Annotated in this window: 15 protein-coding genes and 1 pseudogene; 8 read left to right on the top strand and 8 right to left on the bottom strand. The window is 73.2% G+C overall.

Annotated elements, in window-relative coordinates; translation table 11 throughout:
* Window positions 1–343, bottom strand: a pseudogene (locus ACOTKD_RS35350) (N-acetyl-gamma-glutamyl-phosphate reductase); the annotation flags it as partial.
* A 122-nt stretch (window positions 344–465) separates the two neighbouring features.
* On the opposite strand from ACOTKD_RS35350, the gene ACOTKD_RS35345 reads away from it, so the two are divergent.
* The gene (locus ACOTKD_RS35345; protein ID WP_424893078.1) at window positions 466–888 is read left to right on the top strand and encodes a carboxymuconolactone decarboxylase family protein; all 423 of its coding nucleotides are present in this window, start codon (window positions 466–468) and stop codon (window positions 886–888) included.
* 132 nt (window positions 889–1,020) lie between these two features.
* Here ACOTKD_RS35345 and ACOTKD_RS35340 read toward each other — a convergent pair whose 3' ends face one another.
* Window positions 1,021–3,243 carry an NADP-dependent isocitrate dehydrogenase gene (locus ACOTKD_RS35340; protein WP_424893077.1) on the bottom strand — a complete coding sequence of 741 codons (2,223 nt, stop codon included), beginning with the start codon at window positions 3,241–3,243 and terminating at the stop codon, window positions 1,021–1,023.
* A gap of 177 nt (window positions 3,244–3,420) precedes the next feature.
* Between ACOTKD_RS35340 and ACOTKD_RS35335 the strand changes: the two genes are divergently transcribed.
* Complete coding sequence (locus ACOTKD_RS35335) at window positions 3,421–4,305, top strand: sigma-70 family RNA polymerase sigma factor (protein WP_424893076.1); 885 nt, start codon at window positions 3,421–3,423, stop codon at window positions 4,303–4,305.
* A gap of 39 nt (window positions 4,306–4,344) precedes the next feature.
* On the opposite strand, the gene ACOTKD_RS35330 is transcribed toward ACOTKD_RS35335, so the two are convergent.
* Window positions 4,345–4,842 carry a MarR family winged helix-turn-helix transcriptional regulator gene (locus tag ACOTKD_RS35330; RefSeq protein ID WP_424893075.1) on the bottom strand — a complete coding sequence of 166 codons (498 nt, stop codon included), beginning with the start codon at window positions 4,840–4,842 and terminating at the stop codon, window positions 4,345–4,347.
* A 99-nt stretch (window positions 4,843–4,941) separates the two neighbouring features.
* On the opposite strand from ACOTKD_RS35330, the gene ACOTKD_RS35325 reads away from it, so the two are divergent.
* Together ACOTKD_RS35325 and ACOTKD_RS35320 are read left to right on the top strand one after the other, a co-directional pair.
* Complete coding sequence (locus tag ACOTKD_RS35325; protein WP_424893074.1) at window positions 4,942–5,889, top strand: EamA family transporter; 948 nt, start codon at window positions 4,942–4,944, stop codon at window positions 5,887–5,889.
* Window positions 5,890–5,918: 29 nt separating this feature from the next.
* Entirely contained in the window at window positions 5,919–6,557 is a 639-nt protein-coding gene (locus tag ACOTKD_RS35320; RefSeq protein WP_424893073.1) for an NAD(P)-dependent oxidoreductase, read from the top strand.
* A gap of 193 nt (window positions 6,558–6,750) precedes the next feature.
* On the opposite strand, the gene ACOTKD_RS35315 is transcribed toward ACOTKD_RS35320, so the two are convergent.
* On the bottom strand, window positions 6,751–7,143 hold the full coding sequence (locus ACOTKD_RS35315) for an RNA-binding S4 domain-containing protein (RefSeq protein WP_424893072.1): 393 nt from the start codon (window positions 7,141–7,143) through the stop codon (window positions 6,751–6,753).
* Between the two features lie 10 nt (window positions 7,144–7,153).
* Entirely contained in the window at window positions 7,154–8,608 is a 1,455-nt protein-coding gene (locus ACOTKD_RS35310) for a PLP-dependent aminotransferase family protein (protein ID WP_424893071.1), read from the bottom strand.
* Between ACOTKD_RS35310 and ACOTKD_RS35305 the strand changes: the two genes are divergently transcribed.
* Window positions 8,607–9,542, top strand: coding sequence for a DMT family transporter (locus ACOTKD_RS35305; protein ID WP_424893070.1), 936 nt, complete (start codon window positions 8,607–8,609; stop codon window positions 9,540–9,542). The genes ACOTKD_RS35310 and ACOTKD_RS35305 overlap by 2 nt on opposite strands.
* Window positions 9,543–9,678: 136 nt before the next feature.
* Window positions 9,679–9,879 carry a DUF1918 domain-containing protein gene (locus ACOTKD_RS35300; RefSeq protein ID WP_424893069.1) on the top strand — a complete coding sequence of 67 codons (201 nt, stop codon included), beginning with the start codon at window positions 9,679–9,681 and terminating at the stop codon, window positions 9,877–9,879.
* Window positions 9,880–10,081: 202 nt separating this feature from the next.
* Here the strand turns inward: ACOTKD_RS35300 and ACOTKD_RS35295 are convergent, their stop codons facing one another.
* On the bottom strand, window positions 10,082–11,374 hold the full coding sequence (locus ACOTKD_RS35295; protein WP_424893068.1) for a glycoside hydrolase family 10 protein: 1,293 nt from the start codon (window positions 11,372–11,374) through the stop codon (window positions 10,082–10,084).
* Window positions 11,375–11,559: 185 nt separating this feature from the next.
* Between ACOTKD_RS35295 and ACOTKD_RS35290 the strand changes: the two genes are divergently transcribed.
* Window positions 11,560–12,417, top strand: coding sequence for a 3-hydroxybutyryl-CoA dehydrogenase (locus tag ACOTKD_RS35290; protein ID WP_424893067.1), 858 nt, complete (start codon window positions 11,560–11,562; stop codon window positions 12,415–12,417).
* Between the two features lie 223 nt (window positions 12,418–12,640).
* A complete protein-coding gene (locus tag ACOTKD_RS35285) occupies window positions 12,641–12,892 on the top strand; it encodes a hypothetical protein (protein ID WP_424893085.1) in 252 nt (83 codons plus the stop codon).
* Between the two features lie 37 nt (window positions 12,893–12,929).
* Here the strand turns inward: ACOTKD_RS35285 and ACOTKD_RS35280 are convergent, their stop codons facing one another.
* A complete protein-coding gene (locus tag ACOTKD_RS35280; protein WP_424893066.1) occupies window positions 12,930–13,460 on the bottom strand; it encodes an NUDIX hydrolase in 531 nt (176 codons plus the stop codon).
* 46 nt (window positions 13,461–13,506) lie between these two features.
* Window positions 13,507–14,844 carry a tetratricopeptide repeat protein gene (locus ACOTKD_RS35275; RefSeq protein WP_424893065.1) on the bottom strand — a complete coding sequence of 446 codons (1,338 nt, stop codon included), beginning with the start codon at window positions 14,842–14,844 and terminating at the stop codon, window positions 13,507–13,509.
* Between the last annotated feature and the right edge of the window lie 27 nt (window positions 14,845–14,871).

The raw sequence follows: 14,871 nt of genomic DNA, 5'->3' as shown, positions 1-14,871 counted from the left end.
ACCCGTAGAACCGCTCCCACTCCCCCGCGTCCTTCAACCGGAAATCCGCACCGCAGTCCACCACCAGCACGCCCTCACCCAGCCCAGCAGCCACCGCCGCCGACTGACCGTGCGGCAACGCCAGGAAGACCACGTCGTGCCCGGCGAGCACGTCGGCCGTCGTGGGCTCCAGCACGCGCCCGGCCAGCGGCAGCAGGTGCGGCTGCACGGCGCCGAGCCGCTGGCCCGCGTTGCTGTTCGCGGTGAGGGCCCCGATCCGTACGCCCGGGTGCCCGAGGAGCAGGCGCAGCACTTCGCCGCCTGCGTATCCGCTCGCTCCTGCCACTGCCACACGTACTGCCATCGGGCCCCTCCTGGTCGATGGCATGACTATACGAATGGATGAAGATTTATGCAATGGGGTCGCATGAATCACCACGCCCCTCGGCTTGTCCTGGAGTGCACTCCAAGATCTACGGTCTTGCCATGAGTACGGACAGCACCACCGCCAGGACCCGCCAGGAGCGCTTCGACCACGGCATGGAGGTCCTCACCCGGATCGACGGAGAGGGCGGGCAGAAGGTCATCGACTCCCTGGCCGACGTCTCGCCGGAGCTCGGCCACCAGGTCGTCGCCTGGGCCTTCGGCGACATCTACGACCGGCCCGGTCTGGCCCCCCGCGACCGGCAGCTGGTGACCCTCGGCATGCTCACCGCGCTGGGCGGCTGCGAGCCTCAGCTGGAGGTGCACATCAACGCGGCCCTCAACGTCGGCCTCGCTCCCGAGGAGATCACCGAGGCCCTGCTGCACGCCGCCGTGTACTGCGGCATGCCCCGCGCGCTCAACGCCACCTTCGTGGCCAGGAAGGTCTTCGGCGAGCGCGGCCTCCTGCCGGTCGCGCAGAAGTAGCGCACGTCCGCGGCTGTGCGCGCCTGCGGTACGCGGCGCGCACCTGCCGCAGAAGGCCGCAGAAGACAGAACCGCCCCGGCCGGGCGCAGTGCCGGCCGGGGCGGAACGGTTTACCGTGTGCCGCGGGCGCGTCAGGCCAGGGTCGCCAGAGCCTGGTTGAACGTCGCCGACGGGCGCATGACGGCCGAGGCCTTCGTCACGTCGGGCTGGTAGTAGCCGCCGATGTCGGCCGGGGAGCCCTGCACCGCGATCAGCTCGGCGACGATGGTCTCCTCCTGCTCGGCCAGCGTCTTGGCCAGCGGCCCGAACGCCTCCGCGAGCTGCGCGTCGTCGGTCTGCTTCGCGAGCTCCTGGGCCCAGTACATCGCCAGGTAGAAGTGGCTGCCGCGGTTGTCGATGCCGCCCAGGCGGCGGCTCGGCGACTTGTCCTCGTTGAGGAAGGTGCCGGTCGCGCGGTCGAGCGTGTCGGCGAGGACCTTGGCGCGGGCGTTGCCCGTGGTCGTCGCGAGGTGCTCGAAGCTGGCCGCGAGGGCGAAGAACTCGCCGAGGCTGTCCCAGCGGAGGTAGTTCTCCTTGACGAGCTGCTGCACGTGCTTGGGCGCGGAGCCGCCGGCGCCGGTCTCGAACAGGCCGCCGCCGTTCATGAGCGGGACCACCGACAGCATCTTGGCGCTGGTGCCGAGCTCGAGGATCGGGAACAGGTCCGTCAGGTAGTCGCGCAGGACGTTGCCGGTGACGGAGATCGTGTCCTCGCCGCGGCGGATGCGCTCCAGCGAGAACTTGGTCGCCTCGACCGGCGACAGGATCTCGATCTGCAGGCCCTCGGTGTCGTGCTCCGGCAGGTACGCCTTGACCTTCTCGATGAGCTTGGCGTCGTGGGCGCGGTTCTCGTCGAGCCAGAAGACGGCCGGGACGCCGGTGGCGCGGGCGCGGGTGACGGCGAGCTTGACCCAGTCGCGGATCGGGAGGTCCTTGGCCTGGCACATGCGGAAGATGTCGCCCTGGGCGACCGTCTGCTCCAGGACCGCGTTGCCCGCGCCGTCGAGGACCCGCACCGTGCCGGTGACGGGGATCTCGAAGGTCTTGTCGTGGCTGCCGTACTCCTCGGCCTTCTGGGCCATGAGGCCGACGTTCGGCACGGAGCCCATCGTCGACGGGTCGAAGGCGCCGTTGGCGCGGCAGTCCTCGATGACGGCCTGGTAGACGCCCGCGTAGCTGCTGTCCGGCAGGACGGCGAGGGTGTCGGCCTCCTGGCCGTCCGGGCCCCACATGTGGCCGGAGGTGCGGATCATGGCCGGCATGGAGGCGTCGACGATGACGTCGCTCGGGACGTGCAGGTTGGTGATGCCCTTGTCGGAGTCGACCATCGCCAGGGCCGGGCCCTCGGCGAGCTCGGCGTCGAAGGAGGCCTTGATCTCGTCGCCCAGGTGGGGCAGCGTCTCCAGGCCCTTGAAGATGCCACCGAGACCGTCGTTCGGGGTCAGGCCGGCCGCGATGAGCACCTCGCCGTACTTGGCGAAGGTCTTCGGGAAGAAGGCGCGGACCACGTGGCCGAAGATGATCGGGTCGGAGACCTTCATCATCGTGGCCTTCAGGTGCACGGAGAACAGCACGCCCTCCGCCTTGGCGCGGGCGACCTGGGCCGCCAGGAACTCGCGCAGCGCGGCGACGCGCATGACGGACGCGTCGACGACCTCGCCCGCGAGGACGGGCACCGACTCGCGCAGGACGGTGGTGGAGCCGTCGTCACCCTTGAGCTCGATGCGCAGCGTGCCGTCCTCGGCGACGACCGCGGACTTCTCGGTGGAGCGGAAGTCGTCGGCGCCCATGGTGGCGACGTTCGTCTTCGACTCGGCCGACCAGGCGCCCATGCGGTGCGGGTGCGCCTTGGCGTAGTTCTTGACCGACGCGGGGGCGCGGCGGTCGGAGTTGCCCTCGCGCAGGACCGGGTTGACGGCGCTGCCCTTGACCTTGTCGTAGCGGGCGCGGATGTCGCGCTCCTCGTCGGTCTTCGGGTCGTCCGGGTAGTCCGGCAGGGCGTAGCCCTGGGCCTGCAGCTCGGCAACGGCGGCCTTCAGCTGCGGGATGGACGCCGAGATGTTCGGCAGCTTGATGATGTTGGCCTCGGGCTTCTTGGCCAGCTCACCCAGCTCGGCCAGCGCGTCGGCGATGCGCTGCCCCTCCTCCAGGTACTCCGGGAAGTGGGCGATGATGCGCCCCGCCAGGGAGATGTCACGCGTTTCCACGGTGACCCCGGCCGTCGAGGCGTAGGCCTGGACCACAGGCAGGAACGAGTGCGTGGCCAGGGCCGGGGCCTCGTCGGTGTGCGTATAGATGATGGTCGAGTCAGTCACCGGGTGCTCCGCTCCACGTCTGTAACATTGCTCGACATCAAGATATCTCGTGCCGGGGCCCCTCTCGACAGGACCCTGGCCACACTCACGTGTCACGCCGGCTGCCACGCCGGCTGTCACATCGGCGCCCTCCCGCCCGTCATCTCTTCGACGGATCGCGACGGAAGAGTGTGACCGATGAACGAGAACGAATTCCTGGCGGAGCGCTTCGAGGCCCACCGCTCCCGCCTGCGGGCGGTCGCCTACCGCATGCTCGGCTCGCTCAGCGAGGCGGACGACGCCGTGCAGGAGGCGTGGCTGCGGCTCGACCGCTCCGGCGCGGACGGGGTCGCCAACCTCGGCGGGTGGCTGACGACGGTCGTCGGCCGGGTGTGTCTCGACATACTGCGCTCGCGCGCGTCGCGCGCCGAGGAGCCGCTGGACTTCCGGGTGCCCGACCCCGTCGTGAGCCGGAGCGCGGAGGAGGTCGACCCGGAGCACGAGGCGCTGCTCGCGGACTCGGTGGGCCTCGCCCTGCTGGTGGTGCTGGACACGCTGGATCCGGCCGAGCGGCTGGCGTTCGTCCTGCACGACATGTTCGGCATGCCGTTCGACGAGATCGCGCCCATGGTCGGGCGGACGACGGCCGCGGCGCGGCAGCTCGCGAGCCGGGCGCGCCGCCGGGTGCGGGGCGCGGCCCCCGAGCCCGAGACGGACCTCGCCCGGCAGTGGAAGGTCGTCGACGCCTTCATGGCGGCCTCGCGCGCCGGCGACTTCGACGCCCTGCTGGCCGTGCTCGACCCGGACGTGGTGCTGCGGGCCGACGCCGGGGCGGCGGGCGGGCGCGGGTCGCAGGAGGTCCGCGGTGCGCGGGAAGTGGCGGGGCAGGCCATGCTGTTCCGGTCCCCGGCGCTGTTCGCGCGACGGGCGCTGGTCAACGGCGCCGCGGGGGTCGTCACGGCGCTGGAGGGGCGGCTGCTGTCCGTGCTGGGGTTCACGATCACGGACGGCCGGATCGTCGAGATCGACATCCTCGCGGACCCCGAGCGGCTCGGGCGGCTCGACGTGCGGACGGAGTTCTGAGCGGGAGAGGGGCGCAGCGCCCGGAAGCCGCCCGGGGTCTCAGCTCTGCCCGCCGTCGAGCGATTCCAGGAGGGACTTGAGCGTCGCTGCCAGCGCGTCGCGCTCCCCTGCCGGGAGCGCGGCGAGCAGGCGGTGCTCGGTGGCGACGTGATCGGGCAGGGCCTCGTCGATGAGGTCGCGGCCGGCGTCCGTGAGGGCGACGACGACGCTGCGGCCGTCCGAGGCGCTGGGGCTGCGGCTCACCAGGCCGCGGGCCTCCAGCCGGTCGAGACGCTGGGTGATCGCCCCGGAGGTGACCATCGAGGAGCGCATGAGCTCGGCGGGGGTCAGGCTGTGCGGCGGGTCGCTGCGCCGCAGCGTCGCGAGGACGTCGAAGGACGCGGCGTCGAGCCCGTGGGCGGTGAAGGTGCGGCGCAGTTCGGCGTCCACGAGCCGGGAGAGCCGCGAGAGGCGACCGATCACCGCCATCGGCGAAACATCGAGGTCGGGGCGGCGTACGGCCCACTGTGCGAGCACTCGGTCGACGTGGTCTGGCATCGCTCCAGGGTAGTGGATCGACGTCAATTGCCTTAGCGGTGAGGTACCTCACGCCGCGACACCCATCCATATGCCTTAGCGGTGAGATACATTGCCTTAGTGCTAAGCAATCGAGTCGGAACCCTGCTGCTCACCGCCCTGGCGCCCGCCGTCTGGGGCACCACCTACCTCGTCACGACCGAGCTCCTCCCGCCGGGCCGCCCGCTGCTCGCCGCGGTCGTCCGCGCCCTGCCCGCCGGACTCGCGCTCGTCGCCGTCACGCGGCGCCTACCGCAGGGCGTGTGGTGGTGGCGGGCGCTGGTGCTCGGCGCGCTCAACATCGGCGCGTTCTTCGCGCTGCTGTTCGTCGCCGCGTACCGGCTGCCCGGCGGGGTCGCCGCGACCGTCGGCGCGATACAGCCGCTGCTCGTCGCCCTCCTCGCCTCCGGCCTGCTCGGCGAACGGCTCAAGCCGCGCACACTGATCGCCGCCGTCGCCGGCGTGGCGGGCGTCAGCCTGCTCGTCCTGCGGGCCGGCGCCCGGCTCGACGGGCTCGGCGTCGCCGCCGCGGCCGGCGGGGCGGTCGTCATGGCCACCGGCGTCGTCCTCAGCAAGCGCTGGACCCCGCCCGCGCCGCTGCTCGCGACCACCGGGTGGCAGCTCGTCGCGGGCGGCCTGCTCCTGCTCCCCGTCGCCCTCTTCACCGAGGGCCCGCCGCCGGTGCCGACGGGCACGAACCTCGCCGGCTACGCCTACCTCGCCGTCATCGGCTCGGCCCTCGCGTACGCCCTGTGGTTCCGCGGGATCCGCCTGCTCTCCCCCACCGACGTCACGTTCCTCGGGCTCCTCAGCCCGCTCGTCGCCACGGTGCTCGGGTGGCTGGCTCTCGGTCAGGAGCTCACCGCTGCACAGGGGTTCGGCGCGGTCGTCGTCCTCGGCTCGCTCGTCGCGGCGCAGGGAGGACGCGGACGGGGCCCGCGCGGCACGCGCACGCTTCCGCCCACGGACCGGCCGGCGGCCGGGACCGCCTCATCCACCGCCTCATCCACCACTTCATCCACCGTCTGACCCACCACCCAGCACAGGAGCTGACAGTCATGCGCATCACCGTCTTCGGAGCGGCCGGCAACGTGGGAAGCCGCGTGGTGGCCGAAGCCCTGGCCCGCGGCCACCACGTCACCGCCGTCGTACGCGACGCCGCCCGCTTCCCCGAACTGCCGGCCGCAGCGCGGGCCCGTACGGGCGACGCCTCGAACCCGGACGACGTCGCCCGGCTCAGCGCCGGGCAGGACGTCGTGATCGGCGCGACCCGTCCCGCGCCCGGCAGCGAGCGGCAGCTCGTCGCCGCCACGGAGGGGCTGCTGGCCGGGCTCGCCCGCACGGGGGTGCGGCTGCTGCTCGTCGGCGGCGCGGGCAGCCTGACCCTCCCCGGCACCGGGGGCACCACCGTGATCGACGGGCCCGGTTTCCCCGCCGACTGGCGGCCCATCGCCCTGGCCTGCAACGACCAGCTCGCGGCCTGCCACGCGGACCGGCAGGTGGACTGGGCCTACCTGAGCCCGGCCGCCCTCCTGGAACCGGGCGAGCGCACCGGCCGGTACCGGCTGGGCAAGGACGAGCTCCTGGTGGACGCCAAGGGCGTCTCGGCCATCTCCATGGAGGACCTGTCCGTGGCCCTCCTCGACGAGGCGGAACGCCCGGCGCACCACCGGACGCGGTTCACGGTGGCGTACTGACCGCGGGGCGGCGGCCGCGGCCGCGGTTGTGCCTTGCGGGCACGAGGGCCGGTGCTCCGGCACCGCCGGTACGGCCTCCGGCGGTTGCGCGCCGTCGCGGCGAAGAAATAGCCGCTCCGGCACCCTCCGCGCGGACGCCGCAGCGGGCACCGGTGCGGCGGCCGACCGCCGCACCCTGCTCGGCACGCCCGCGTCAGCGGCCCCGTTGCGCGCCCTGCAAGCGCTCCAGTTCGCGGCGGTCCCGCTTCGTGGGGCGGCCCGCGCCTCGGTCGCGGACGGCGGCCGCGGCCACGTGCTCGCGCGGCGGCTCCGGCGGGGAGTTGTCGACGTAGCACTCCGCCGCGACGGGCGCGCCGACGCGCTTGCTGATGAGCCGCGACACCACGACGACGCGCTCGCGCCCGGCGAGCCGCACCCGCACCTCGTCCCCGACGCGGACCGGCTGGGCCGGCTTGGCGCGCTCGCCGTTGACGCGGACGTGGCCCGCCCGGCAGGCGGTGCCCGCCGCGGAGCGCGTCTTGGCGAGCCGTACGGACCAGATCCAGCTGTCGACCCGCACCGGGCCGTTCCCCTCGTCTGAAGCCATGTCTCCGACTCTAGCCGGGCGCGCCGGTCACTCCGAGGAACGCCGTCCGCAGCCGCCCCACGCCCTCCGCCAGCTCCGCCACGCCGGCGGCCGCCGCGAAGCTGAGCCGCAGGTGCGGGGCGGCGGCTTCCGCGGGGTAGGAGGGGCGGCCCGAGGCGACGGCGACCCCGGCCCGCAGCGCGGCCACGGCCACGGCGTCCTCGTCCGTGCCGTCCGGGAGCCGGGCCCACATGTGGAAGCCGCCGGGCGGGACGAAGTCCACGGTGACGGCGGGCAGTTCGCGGCGGAGCGCGGTGAGCAGCGCCTCGCGGCGGATGCGCAGCTCGGCGGCGACGGTGCGCCGGTGGCGGGTCCAGGCGGGCGAGCCGACGAGTTCGAGGGCGGCCTCCTGGAGGGGCCGTGGCACGAAGAAGCTGTCGACGACCTGGATGGCCCGCAGGCGTTCGAGGACGGGCCCGCGGGCGGCGAGCGCCCCCACGCGCAGGCTGGGCGAGGTGGCCTTGGTGAGGGAGCAGACGTGGACGACGATGCCGTCGGGGTCGTCGGAGGCGAGCGTGGGCGGCAGCGGCGGGGCGTCCTCGTGGGCGAGGCGGCGCGCGAAGTCGTCCTCGATGACGAAGGCCCCGGCCTCGCGGGCCACCCGCATCACCTCGCGCCGCCGCTCGTCGGCCAGGACCGCGCCGGAGGGGTTCTGGAAGAGCGGCTGGCAGACGAAGACGCGGGCGCCGCTCGCCCGGAACGCGTCGGCGAGCAGGTCCGTGCGCACGCCGTGGGCGTCCGCCGGGACGGGGACGGGCCGCAGGCCGGAGGCGCGGGCGACGGCGAGCATGCCGGGGTAGGTCGGGGACTCGACGAGGACCGGCGCTCCCGGCGGGGCGAGGGCCCGCAGCGCGGCGGTCAGCGCGCTCTGGCCGCCGGCGGTGATGAGCACCTCGGAGGCGGCGACGGTGCCGGCGGGCCCGCCGATCTCGCGGGCGAACCAGGCGCGCAGCTCCGTCACCCCGTCGATGGGCGGGCGGCCCCACGCGCCGGGGCGGCGGCCGGCGCGGCCGAGGGCCGCGGCGAGGGCGCGCTCGGGCTGCAGGGCGGGGTGGAGGTAGCCGCCGCTGAGCTCGATGACGCCGGGCGGCGGCTCGGCGAGCGTGGTGAGCACGCCGGTGGCGTCCACGGCGCGCGGGATCGCCTCCGCGGCGCTCTCGGCGCTGAGGGCGACCTGCTGCCAGGAGGTGTCGCCGAGGCGCGCGGCCGCGCTGTGCGGGGCGGCTCGGAAGGCGCCCGCACCGGGGCGGGTGACCACCAGCCCCTCCGCGGCGAGCGCGGCGAGCGCCCGCGAGACGGTGACGGGGCTGACGCGGAAGCGCTCGACAAGGGTCCGGCTGGACGGCAGCTTCTCACCCGGAGAGTAGCGGTCGAGCTCTCTTTTCAGGGTTTCGGCCAGTTCAGCGACGCTGTTACGCTCGTGCATGAGACTCAAAGATAGCGCTATCCGCCCGACCGCGATAGCAGTGCAGCGCCCCGCGAGCGCCTCCGCCCCGGCCGACCGCACGCGGAGCGGCATCCTGCTGGCCGCCCTGGGCGTGGCCGCCTTCTCGCTGACGTTCCCCGCGACGGCCTGGGCCCTGGAGGGTCTCGGCCCGTGGTCCCTGGTCAGCTGCCGGATGCTGCTCGGCGGCCTGATCGCGGGCGGCTGCCTGCTGGCGCTGCGCGTACGGGCTCCCGCGCGCCGCCACTGGCCGGCGCTGTGCGCCGTGGCCGGCGGTACGGTCGTCGGCTTCCCCCTGCTGACCACGCTGGCGCTGCAGACCTCCACCACCTCGCACGCCGCCGTCGTCGTGGGCCTGCTGCCGCTGACGACGGCCGCCTACTCGTCCGTACGGAACCGGACGCGTCACTCCCGCACGTTCTGGGGCGCGGCCGTCGTGGGCGCGGCCGTGGTGATCGCCTTCGCCGCGCAGCAGAGCGGCGGCAACCCCACGACCAGCGATCTGTACCTGTTCGCGGCGCTGCTGGTGTGCGCGGCGGGCTACGCGGAGGGCGGTCAGCTGGCCCGCGAGATGCCGGGCTGGCAGGTCATCGCCTGGGCGCTGGTGCTGTGCCTTCCGGTCGCGGCCGCCGGTGCGGCGGTGGCGCTGCCGGCCGAGCCCGTACGGCTCACGGGCCACACGATCGCGGGGCTGCTGTGGCTCGCCGCGGGGTCGCAGTTCGTGGGCATGTGGGTGTGGTACCGCGGGATGAGCGCGATCGGCGTGGCCCGCGCCAGCCAGCTGCAGCTGGCCCAGCCCCTGCTCACCCTGGTCTGGTCGGTGCTGCTGCTCGGCGAGCACCTGACGCCCGCCGCGCCGGTGGCCGCGGTGGCGGTGCTCGTGTGCATCGGGGTGACGCAGCGGGCACGCGGCTGAGACGGCCTGTCACCGCGTTGCTCCACCTGGCCGAGGAGCGGGCCATATACCGCCGGTCACCGTAGACTTGGGAGCATCCCAGCGCACATCTCGAATCGCGAATCTCGAACGGAACTCGAACAGAAGGGCACCGTCGATGCATGCGAGCAAGGGTGACCACCTGGTGGTGCACGGTCGGGTCGTCGGCACGAAGGACCACGTCGTGGAGATCGTGGAGGTGCTGGGCGCCAATGGCAATCCGCCGTACCGGGTCCGCGACGACAAGGGCCACGAGACGATCATGTCGCCCGGCCCGGACTCGGTGGTCGACCACCGCAAGGCCTCCGGCCGGAGTTAGCCGATCGGGCTCCCCTCCGGCCCCCGGGGCGCGCACCCCTTCCGTCCGCCGCAGCGGCGCTCCGTCCCTGCGGCGGAATCCGGCGGTGCCGTACGCACCTCAGGTGGGTCCGGCGCCGCCGAAAAGGCGGTAGGGGGCTCGTCGCCGGCGCGGCGGAAGCAGCCTGCCGGAGCTCCGGAGGCACCCGTGACCGCGCCCGCCGTCAGCGGGGCGGGCGCACCCGGACCGGGTAGTGGTCCTTGACCACCCGTGCCATCGCCCCTATCGGGTCCCCCACCACGTACTTCGCCGAGAAGTAGACGTTCCCCAGCACCTCCGCGTACCCGCGCCCGAGGGCCACGTGCCGGGAGAGTTCCGCCGGGTCCTGCCAGGGCGCGGGCTGCGCGGGGTCGCCCGCCCGGTACAGCGCCTCCCCCACGTACAGCCGCACGCCCGTGCCGCGCACGGTCTCCGCCCACCACGGCACGAGCTTGGCGTAGTCCGCGGCGGCGAAGCCGATGTGCCAGTACACCTGCGGCACGATGTAGTCGATCCACTCCTCGCGAACCCACTTGCGCGTGTCCGCGCCGAGGTCGTCGTAGGTCTGGACGCCCGCGCGGGTGTCCGAGCCGAGCGGGTCGGTGGAGCGGTTGCGCCAGACCGCGAACGGGCTGATCCCGAACTGCACGTGCCGCTTGCGCCGCTTGATGCGCTCGCCCATCTCCCGCACCAGCCGGTCGATGTTGTCGCGCCGCCAGGCGGCCCGGTCGGGGAAGCCGGAGCCGTAGCGGGCGTACGCGGTGTCGTCGTCGAAGCGCCGGCCGGCCACCGGGTACGGGTAGAAGTAGTCGTCGAAGTGCACGCCGTCGAGGTCGTAGCGGGAGACGGCGTCGAGCATGGCGTCCTGTACGAAGCGGCGCACCTCGGGCAGGCCGGGGTTGTAGTAGAGCTTCCCGCCGTAGGGGACGACCCACTCGGGGTGGATGCGGGCGGGGTGCGTGGGGACGAGCCGGCCGGGGTCGGTGTGGTTGGCGATGCGGTAGGGGTTGAACCAGCCGTGCAGTTCGAGTCTTCGCCGGTGGGCCTCGCGGACGGCGAAGGACAGCGGGTCCCAGCCCGGATACAGCCCTTGAGTGCCCGTCAGATATTCCGACCACGGCTCGAACGGGGAGGGCCAGAAGGCGTCTGCGGTGGGGCGGATCTGCAGCATCACGGCGTTGAGCCGGCGCTCGACGGCCGTGTCGAACAGGGCGGTCAGCTCGTCCTGCTGCCGCTCGGGCGTGAGGCCCGGCTTCGACGGCCAGTCGACGTTGACGACGGTCGCCGCCCACATCCCCCGGAACTCGCGCCGGCGGCTGGGGGTGCCTCCCGGCGGCGGCTGGGGGAGCTCGCTCCCCGCGGTCGCGGGTTCCGGCCCGCTCGACTGCGCCGCTCCTGCCTCGCCGGACGCCAGCATCGCGGAGGACATCATCCCCGCGGCGGCCACGGTGAACCCTCTTCGGGTCATACGCCCCATATGCGGGACCTCTCTTCGCCGTCTCGTCGGATCGGTCACACCGTTCGAGGCCAGCATGCCCGCCCCGGCACCGCCGGGACCGCACGGCGCGGAGTAACGTCTGGAACGAGGCGGAGAGCGCGGCAGGGAACGCGGCGCCCCGCCGGACGACCAAGATCAGCGAAAGGCACGATGTGACGGACACTGTGGCAGACGTAGCGCGTGTCGGGGTGGTGGGCTGCGGCCAGATGGGCGCGGGGATCGCGGAGGTGTGTGCCCGTGCCGGTCTGGACGTCATGGTCGCCGAGACCACCGGCGAGGCCCTGGAGATCGGCCGCACCCGCCTGACCAACTCCCTCGGCAAGGCCGCCGAGCGCGGCAAGATCACCGAGGAGGAGCGCGACGCGACGCTCGCCCGGCTGAGCTTCACCACCGACCTCGGCGAGTTCGCCGACCGCGATCTGGTCATCGAGGCCGTCGTCGAGAACGAGCAGGTCAAGACCGAGATCTTCCAGGTGCTCGACCAGGTGGTCACCCGCCCCGACGCGATCCTGGCCTCCAACACCTCCTCGATCCCGCTGGTGAAGCTGGCCGTGGCCACCTCCCGGCCGGACCGGGTCATCGGCATCCACTTCTTCAACCCGGCCCCGGTGCAGAAGCTCGTGGAGCTCATCCCGGCGCTCACCACCAGCGAGGAAACGATCAAGCGCGCCGACGCTCTGGTCGCCAACGTGCTGGGCAAGCACGCGATCCGCGCCCAGGACCGCTCGGGCTTCGTGGTCAACGCCCTGCTCATCCCGTACCTGCTCTCCGCGATCCGGATGTTCGAGTCGGGCATCGCCAGCCGCGAGGACATCGACAACGGCATGGAGCTCGGCTGCGCCCACCCGATGGGCCCGCTCAAGCTCTCCGACCTCATCGGCCTGGACACCGTGGCCTCGGTCGCCGACAGCATGTACCAGGAGTACAAGGAGCCGCTGTACGCCGCTCCCCCGCTGCTCCAGCGCATGGTCGACGCGGGCCGCCTCGGCCGCAAGTCCGGCTCGGGCTTCTACTCGTACTGATCTCCGCACCGACCCCGGATCCGTACGGACGCCGGATCCGTACGGACGCCGACGCCCGTACGGACGTCACGCACCGTCACCGCCGCACACCCGTGTTCGCACGGGGTGTGCGGCGGTGACTCGCATATACCCCCCGCACACGCTCCCGTTCCGCGCCGCCGCGCGATTGACTCGGCTCGTCGGACACACAGGAGTCATTCCGGAAGGGGTACGGACCGTGACCATGCATCCCGAGCAGGCCACCAGAACGGCTGAGCTCGCGGAGCTCCGTCGTAGCCTCGACGTCGGCGTCGTCCGCATCGACGGCCACCTCGCCCTCCTCACCCAGCGCAGCGACCAGTCGGAACGCGACCTCACCGAGATGGCGGACCGGGTGCGGGCCCTGGAGCACGGCAGGTGGCCCCTGCCCTCGCTGGCCGCGCTCACCGGGGTCGCCGCCCTGGCACTCGCCGTCGGGCTGGCGACCGGCCGGTGAGCGCGGGACGTGCCGCGGCCGGGTGCGGGGCCGCGCGCTAGCCGAGCCTGATGTGGTGGAGCAGCAGCAGCGCCGCCGCCATGTTCGCGGCCGGCACCTCACCCCGGCCGATCATGTCGGGCACCAGCTTCAGCGGCACCCACTCGCGCCGGTCGGACTCGAAGGCGTCCTCCGGGTCGCCGATGTACTCGGCCTCGTCGGACCAGTAGATGTGGTGGCGGGCGTCGGTGAGGCCGTTGGACGGCTCCACGGACATCAGGTGCCGCAGCGGGCCCGGCCGCCACCCGGTCTCCTCCTCCATTTCGCGGGCCGCCGCGCCGGCGAGGTCCTCGCCGTCCTCGACCACGCCGGCGGCCAGCTCCCAGCCCCAGTTGTCGGTGATGAAGCGGTGCCGCCACAGCAGCAGGACCTCGTTGGCCTCGTTGACCACCGTGGCCACGGCGACGGGCCGCAGCCGGATGACGAAGTGGTCGAGGTGGCGGCCGTCGGGGAGTTGAACGTCTGCGAGATTGACCCGGAACCAGCGGTTCGCATAAACCGTCCGCTCCCTGAGATTCTTCCAACGCACGTGTTGCCACCTTCCGCCGAGGTGGCCACCTCCCCGGGCGCTGTCCTCACAGGGGCACGCGCAACGCCCCGTCGATCATCTCGGCGGCCTCGGCAGTGGCCGCACACCCACTTTCGATCAGGTGCTCGCGCACCGCCCGGAGCCGGTCCCGTAAGCGCTGCGATTCCATGCCTCTCGCCTGCTCGGTCATCTCCCGCGCGGTGGCCACCGCCTTGTCCGCGTCTCCTTGACGCAGCTCGATGTGCGTGAGCATGGCGAGCCGGTGGACACGTCCCCGGTCGTGGGCGGGGGTGTCGACGGCCCGGTCCGCGTGCTCACGGGCGGGTCCGAGGTCGCCGAGGCTGAGGAGCGCCTCCGCCACCTGCACGTTCACCAGGCCGGGCTGCACATAGCCGGTCTCGGCGGGCTCCTGGCCGCGGCGGATGCGTTCCGCGGCGGTCTCGGCGCGGCGGATGCAGGCGAGCGCACCGGCCCCGTCGCCGAGCCGGGCGTACGCCTTGGCCTGCATCGCGTAGAGATCGGCCGCGAGGGCCGGGGTCAGCTCCGCGCCCGCGGCCCGCAGCGCGGACTCGGCGAACGCGACGGCCTGCCGGTACTCGCGCATGAACAGCGACTGGTTGACGAGCAGGGCGATGACGTAGCCGCCGAGGCCGCGGTCGCCGCTGGCCTTGGCCAGCCGCAGCGCCTGGTGGAAGTAGCGCTGGGCCAGGCCGTGCGCGTCCGAGTCGTACGCGCAGATGCCGGCGACGGCGACCAGCCCGCCGGTGGCCCGGTGCAGCTGACGGCCCGTCTCGTCGGGGTAGCTGCCGCGCAGCAGGGGGGCCGCCTCGGCGTTGAGGAAGCCGACGACCCGGGCGCGCGTCGCGATGCCGCCGGCCTTGCGGTACATCTGCTCGTAGTGGGCGCGGGCCGCGCGCAGCATCTCGATGTCGTCCATGGAGACCCGGGTGAGGCCGCGCCGGGAGACGTCGGCGTCCTCGGGCGGGTTCTCCCACTCCCAGACCGGGATGACGGCGGGGGTCCCGGTGACGGCGGGGGCGGTGACGACGTGCTCGCGCTGCTGCTCGTCGGAGCGCCAGAGGGCGGTGGCCCGCTCGACGAAGCCGGAGAGCGGGGTGTTGGGCAGGCGGGGGCTGCCCGGGGTGCCGAGGCCGATGTCGTCGAGGGTCAGCGGGCGGTGCAGCCGCTCGCCGAGCACCTCGCAGATCAGATCCGGCACCTGGCCGCGGGGCCGCTGGCCCTTCAGCCAGCGGGCGACGGCGGTGTGCTCGTACCGCAGGGACAGCCCCCGGGCCCGGCCCGCCGCATTGATGTGCGCGGCCAGACCGGCGTGGGATATGCCTGCTTCGTCGAGGATGGCGTCTAGGAGAGTGTTGGGCTCCATCCTGCCCCTCCGCATGCGCTCGGTGGG

The sequence above is a fragment of the Streptomyces sp. XH2 genome (assembly GCF_049725035.1).
In the GTDB taxonomy this organism is placed as follows: domain Bacteria; phylum Actinomycetota; class Actinomycetes; order Streptomycetales; family Streptomycetaceae; genus Streptomyces; species Streptomyces roseoverticillatus.
The sequence above is the reverse complement of the archived record's forward strand: the minus strand, read 5'-3'. Positions and strand labels throughout refer to the sequence as shown.

Excerpts from the sequence above, each read along its gene's own strand:
- ACOTKD_RS35285 (WP_424893085.1), top strand. The coding sequence starts at position 12,641 with ATGCATCCCGAGCAGGCCACCAGAACGGCTGAGCTCGCGGAGCTCCGT.
- ACOTKD_RS35295 (WP_424893068.1), bottom strand. The coding sequence starts at position 11,374 with ATGGGGCGTATGACCCGAAGAGGGTTCACCGTGGCCGCCGCGGGGATG.
- ACOTKD_RS35335 (WP_424893076.1), top strand. The coding sequence starts at position 3,421 with ATGAACGAGAACGAATTCCTGGCGGAGCGCTTCGAGGCCCACCGCTCC.
- ACOTKD_RS35315 (WP_424893072.1), bottom strand. The coding sequence starts at position 7,143 with ATGGCTTCAGACGAGGGGAACGGCCCGGTGCGGGTCGACAGCTGGATC.
- ACOTKD_RS35310 (WP_424893071.1), bottom strand. The coding sequence starts at position 8,608 with ATGCACGAGCGTAACAGCGTCGCTGAACTGGCCGAAACCCTGAAAAGA.
- ACOTKD_RS35330 (WP_424893075.1), bottom strand. The coding sequence starts at position 4,842 with ATGCCAGACCACGTCGACCGAGTGCTCGCACAGTGGGCCGTACGCCGC.
- ACOTKD_RS35275 (WP_424893065.1), bottom strand. The coding sequence starts at position 14,844 with ATGGAGCCCAACACTCTCCTAGACGCCATCCTCGACGAAGCAGGCATA.
- ACOTKD_RS35300 (WP_424893069.1), top strand. The coding sequence starts at position 9,679 with ATGCATGCGAGCAAGGGTGACCACCTGGTGGTGCACGGTCGGGTCGTC.
- ACOTKD_RS35320 (WP_424893073.1), top strand. The coding sequence starts at position 5,919 with ATGCGCATCACCGTCTTCGGAGCGGCCGGCAACGTGGGAAGCCGCGTG.
- ACOTKD_RS35345 (WP_424893078.1), top strand. The coding sequence starts at position 466 with ATGAGTACGGACAGCACCACCGCCAGGACCCGCCAGGAGCGCTTCGAC.
- ACOTKD_RS35305 (WP_424893070.1), top strand. The coding sequence starts at position 8,607 with ATGAGACTCAAAGATAGCGCTATCCGCCCGACCGCGATAGCAGTGCAG.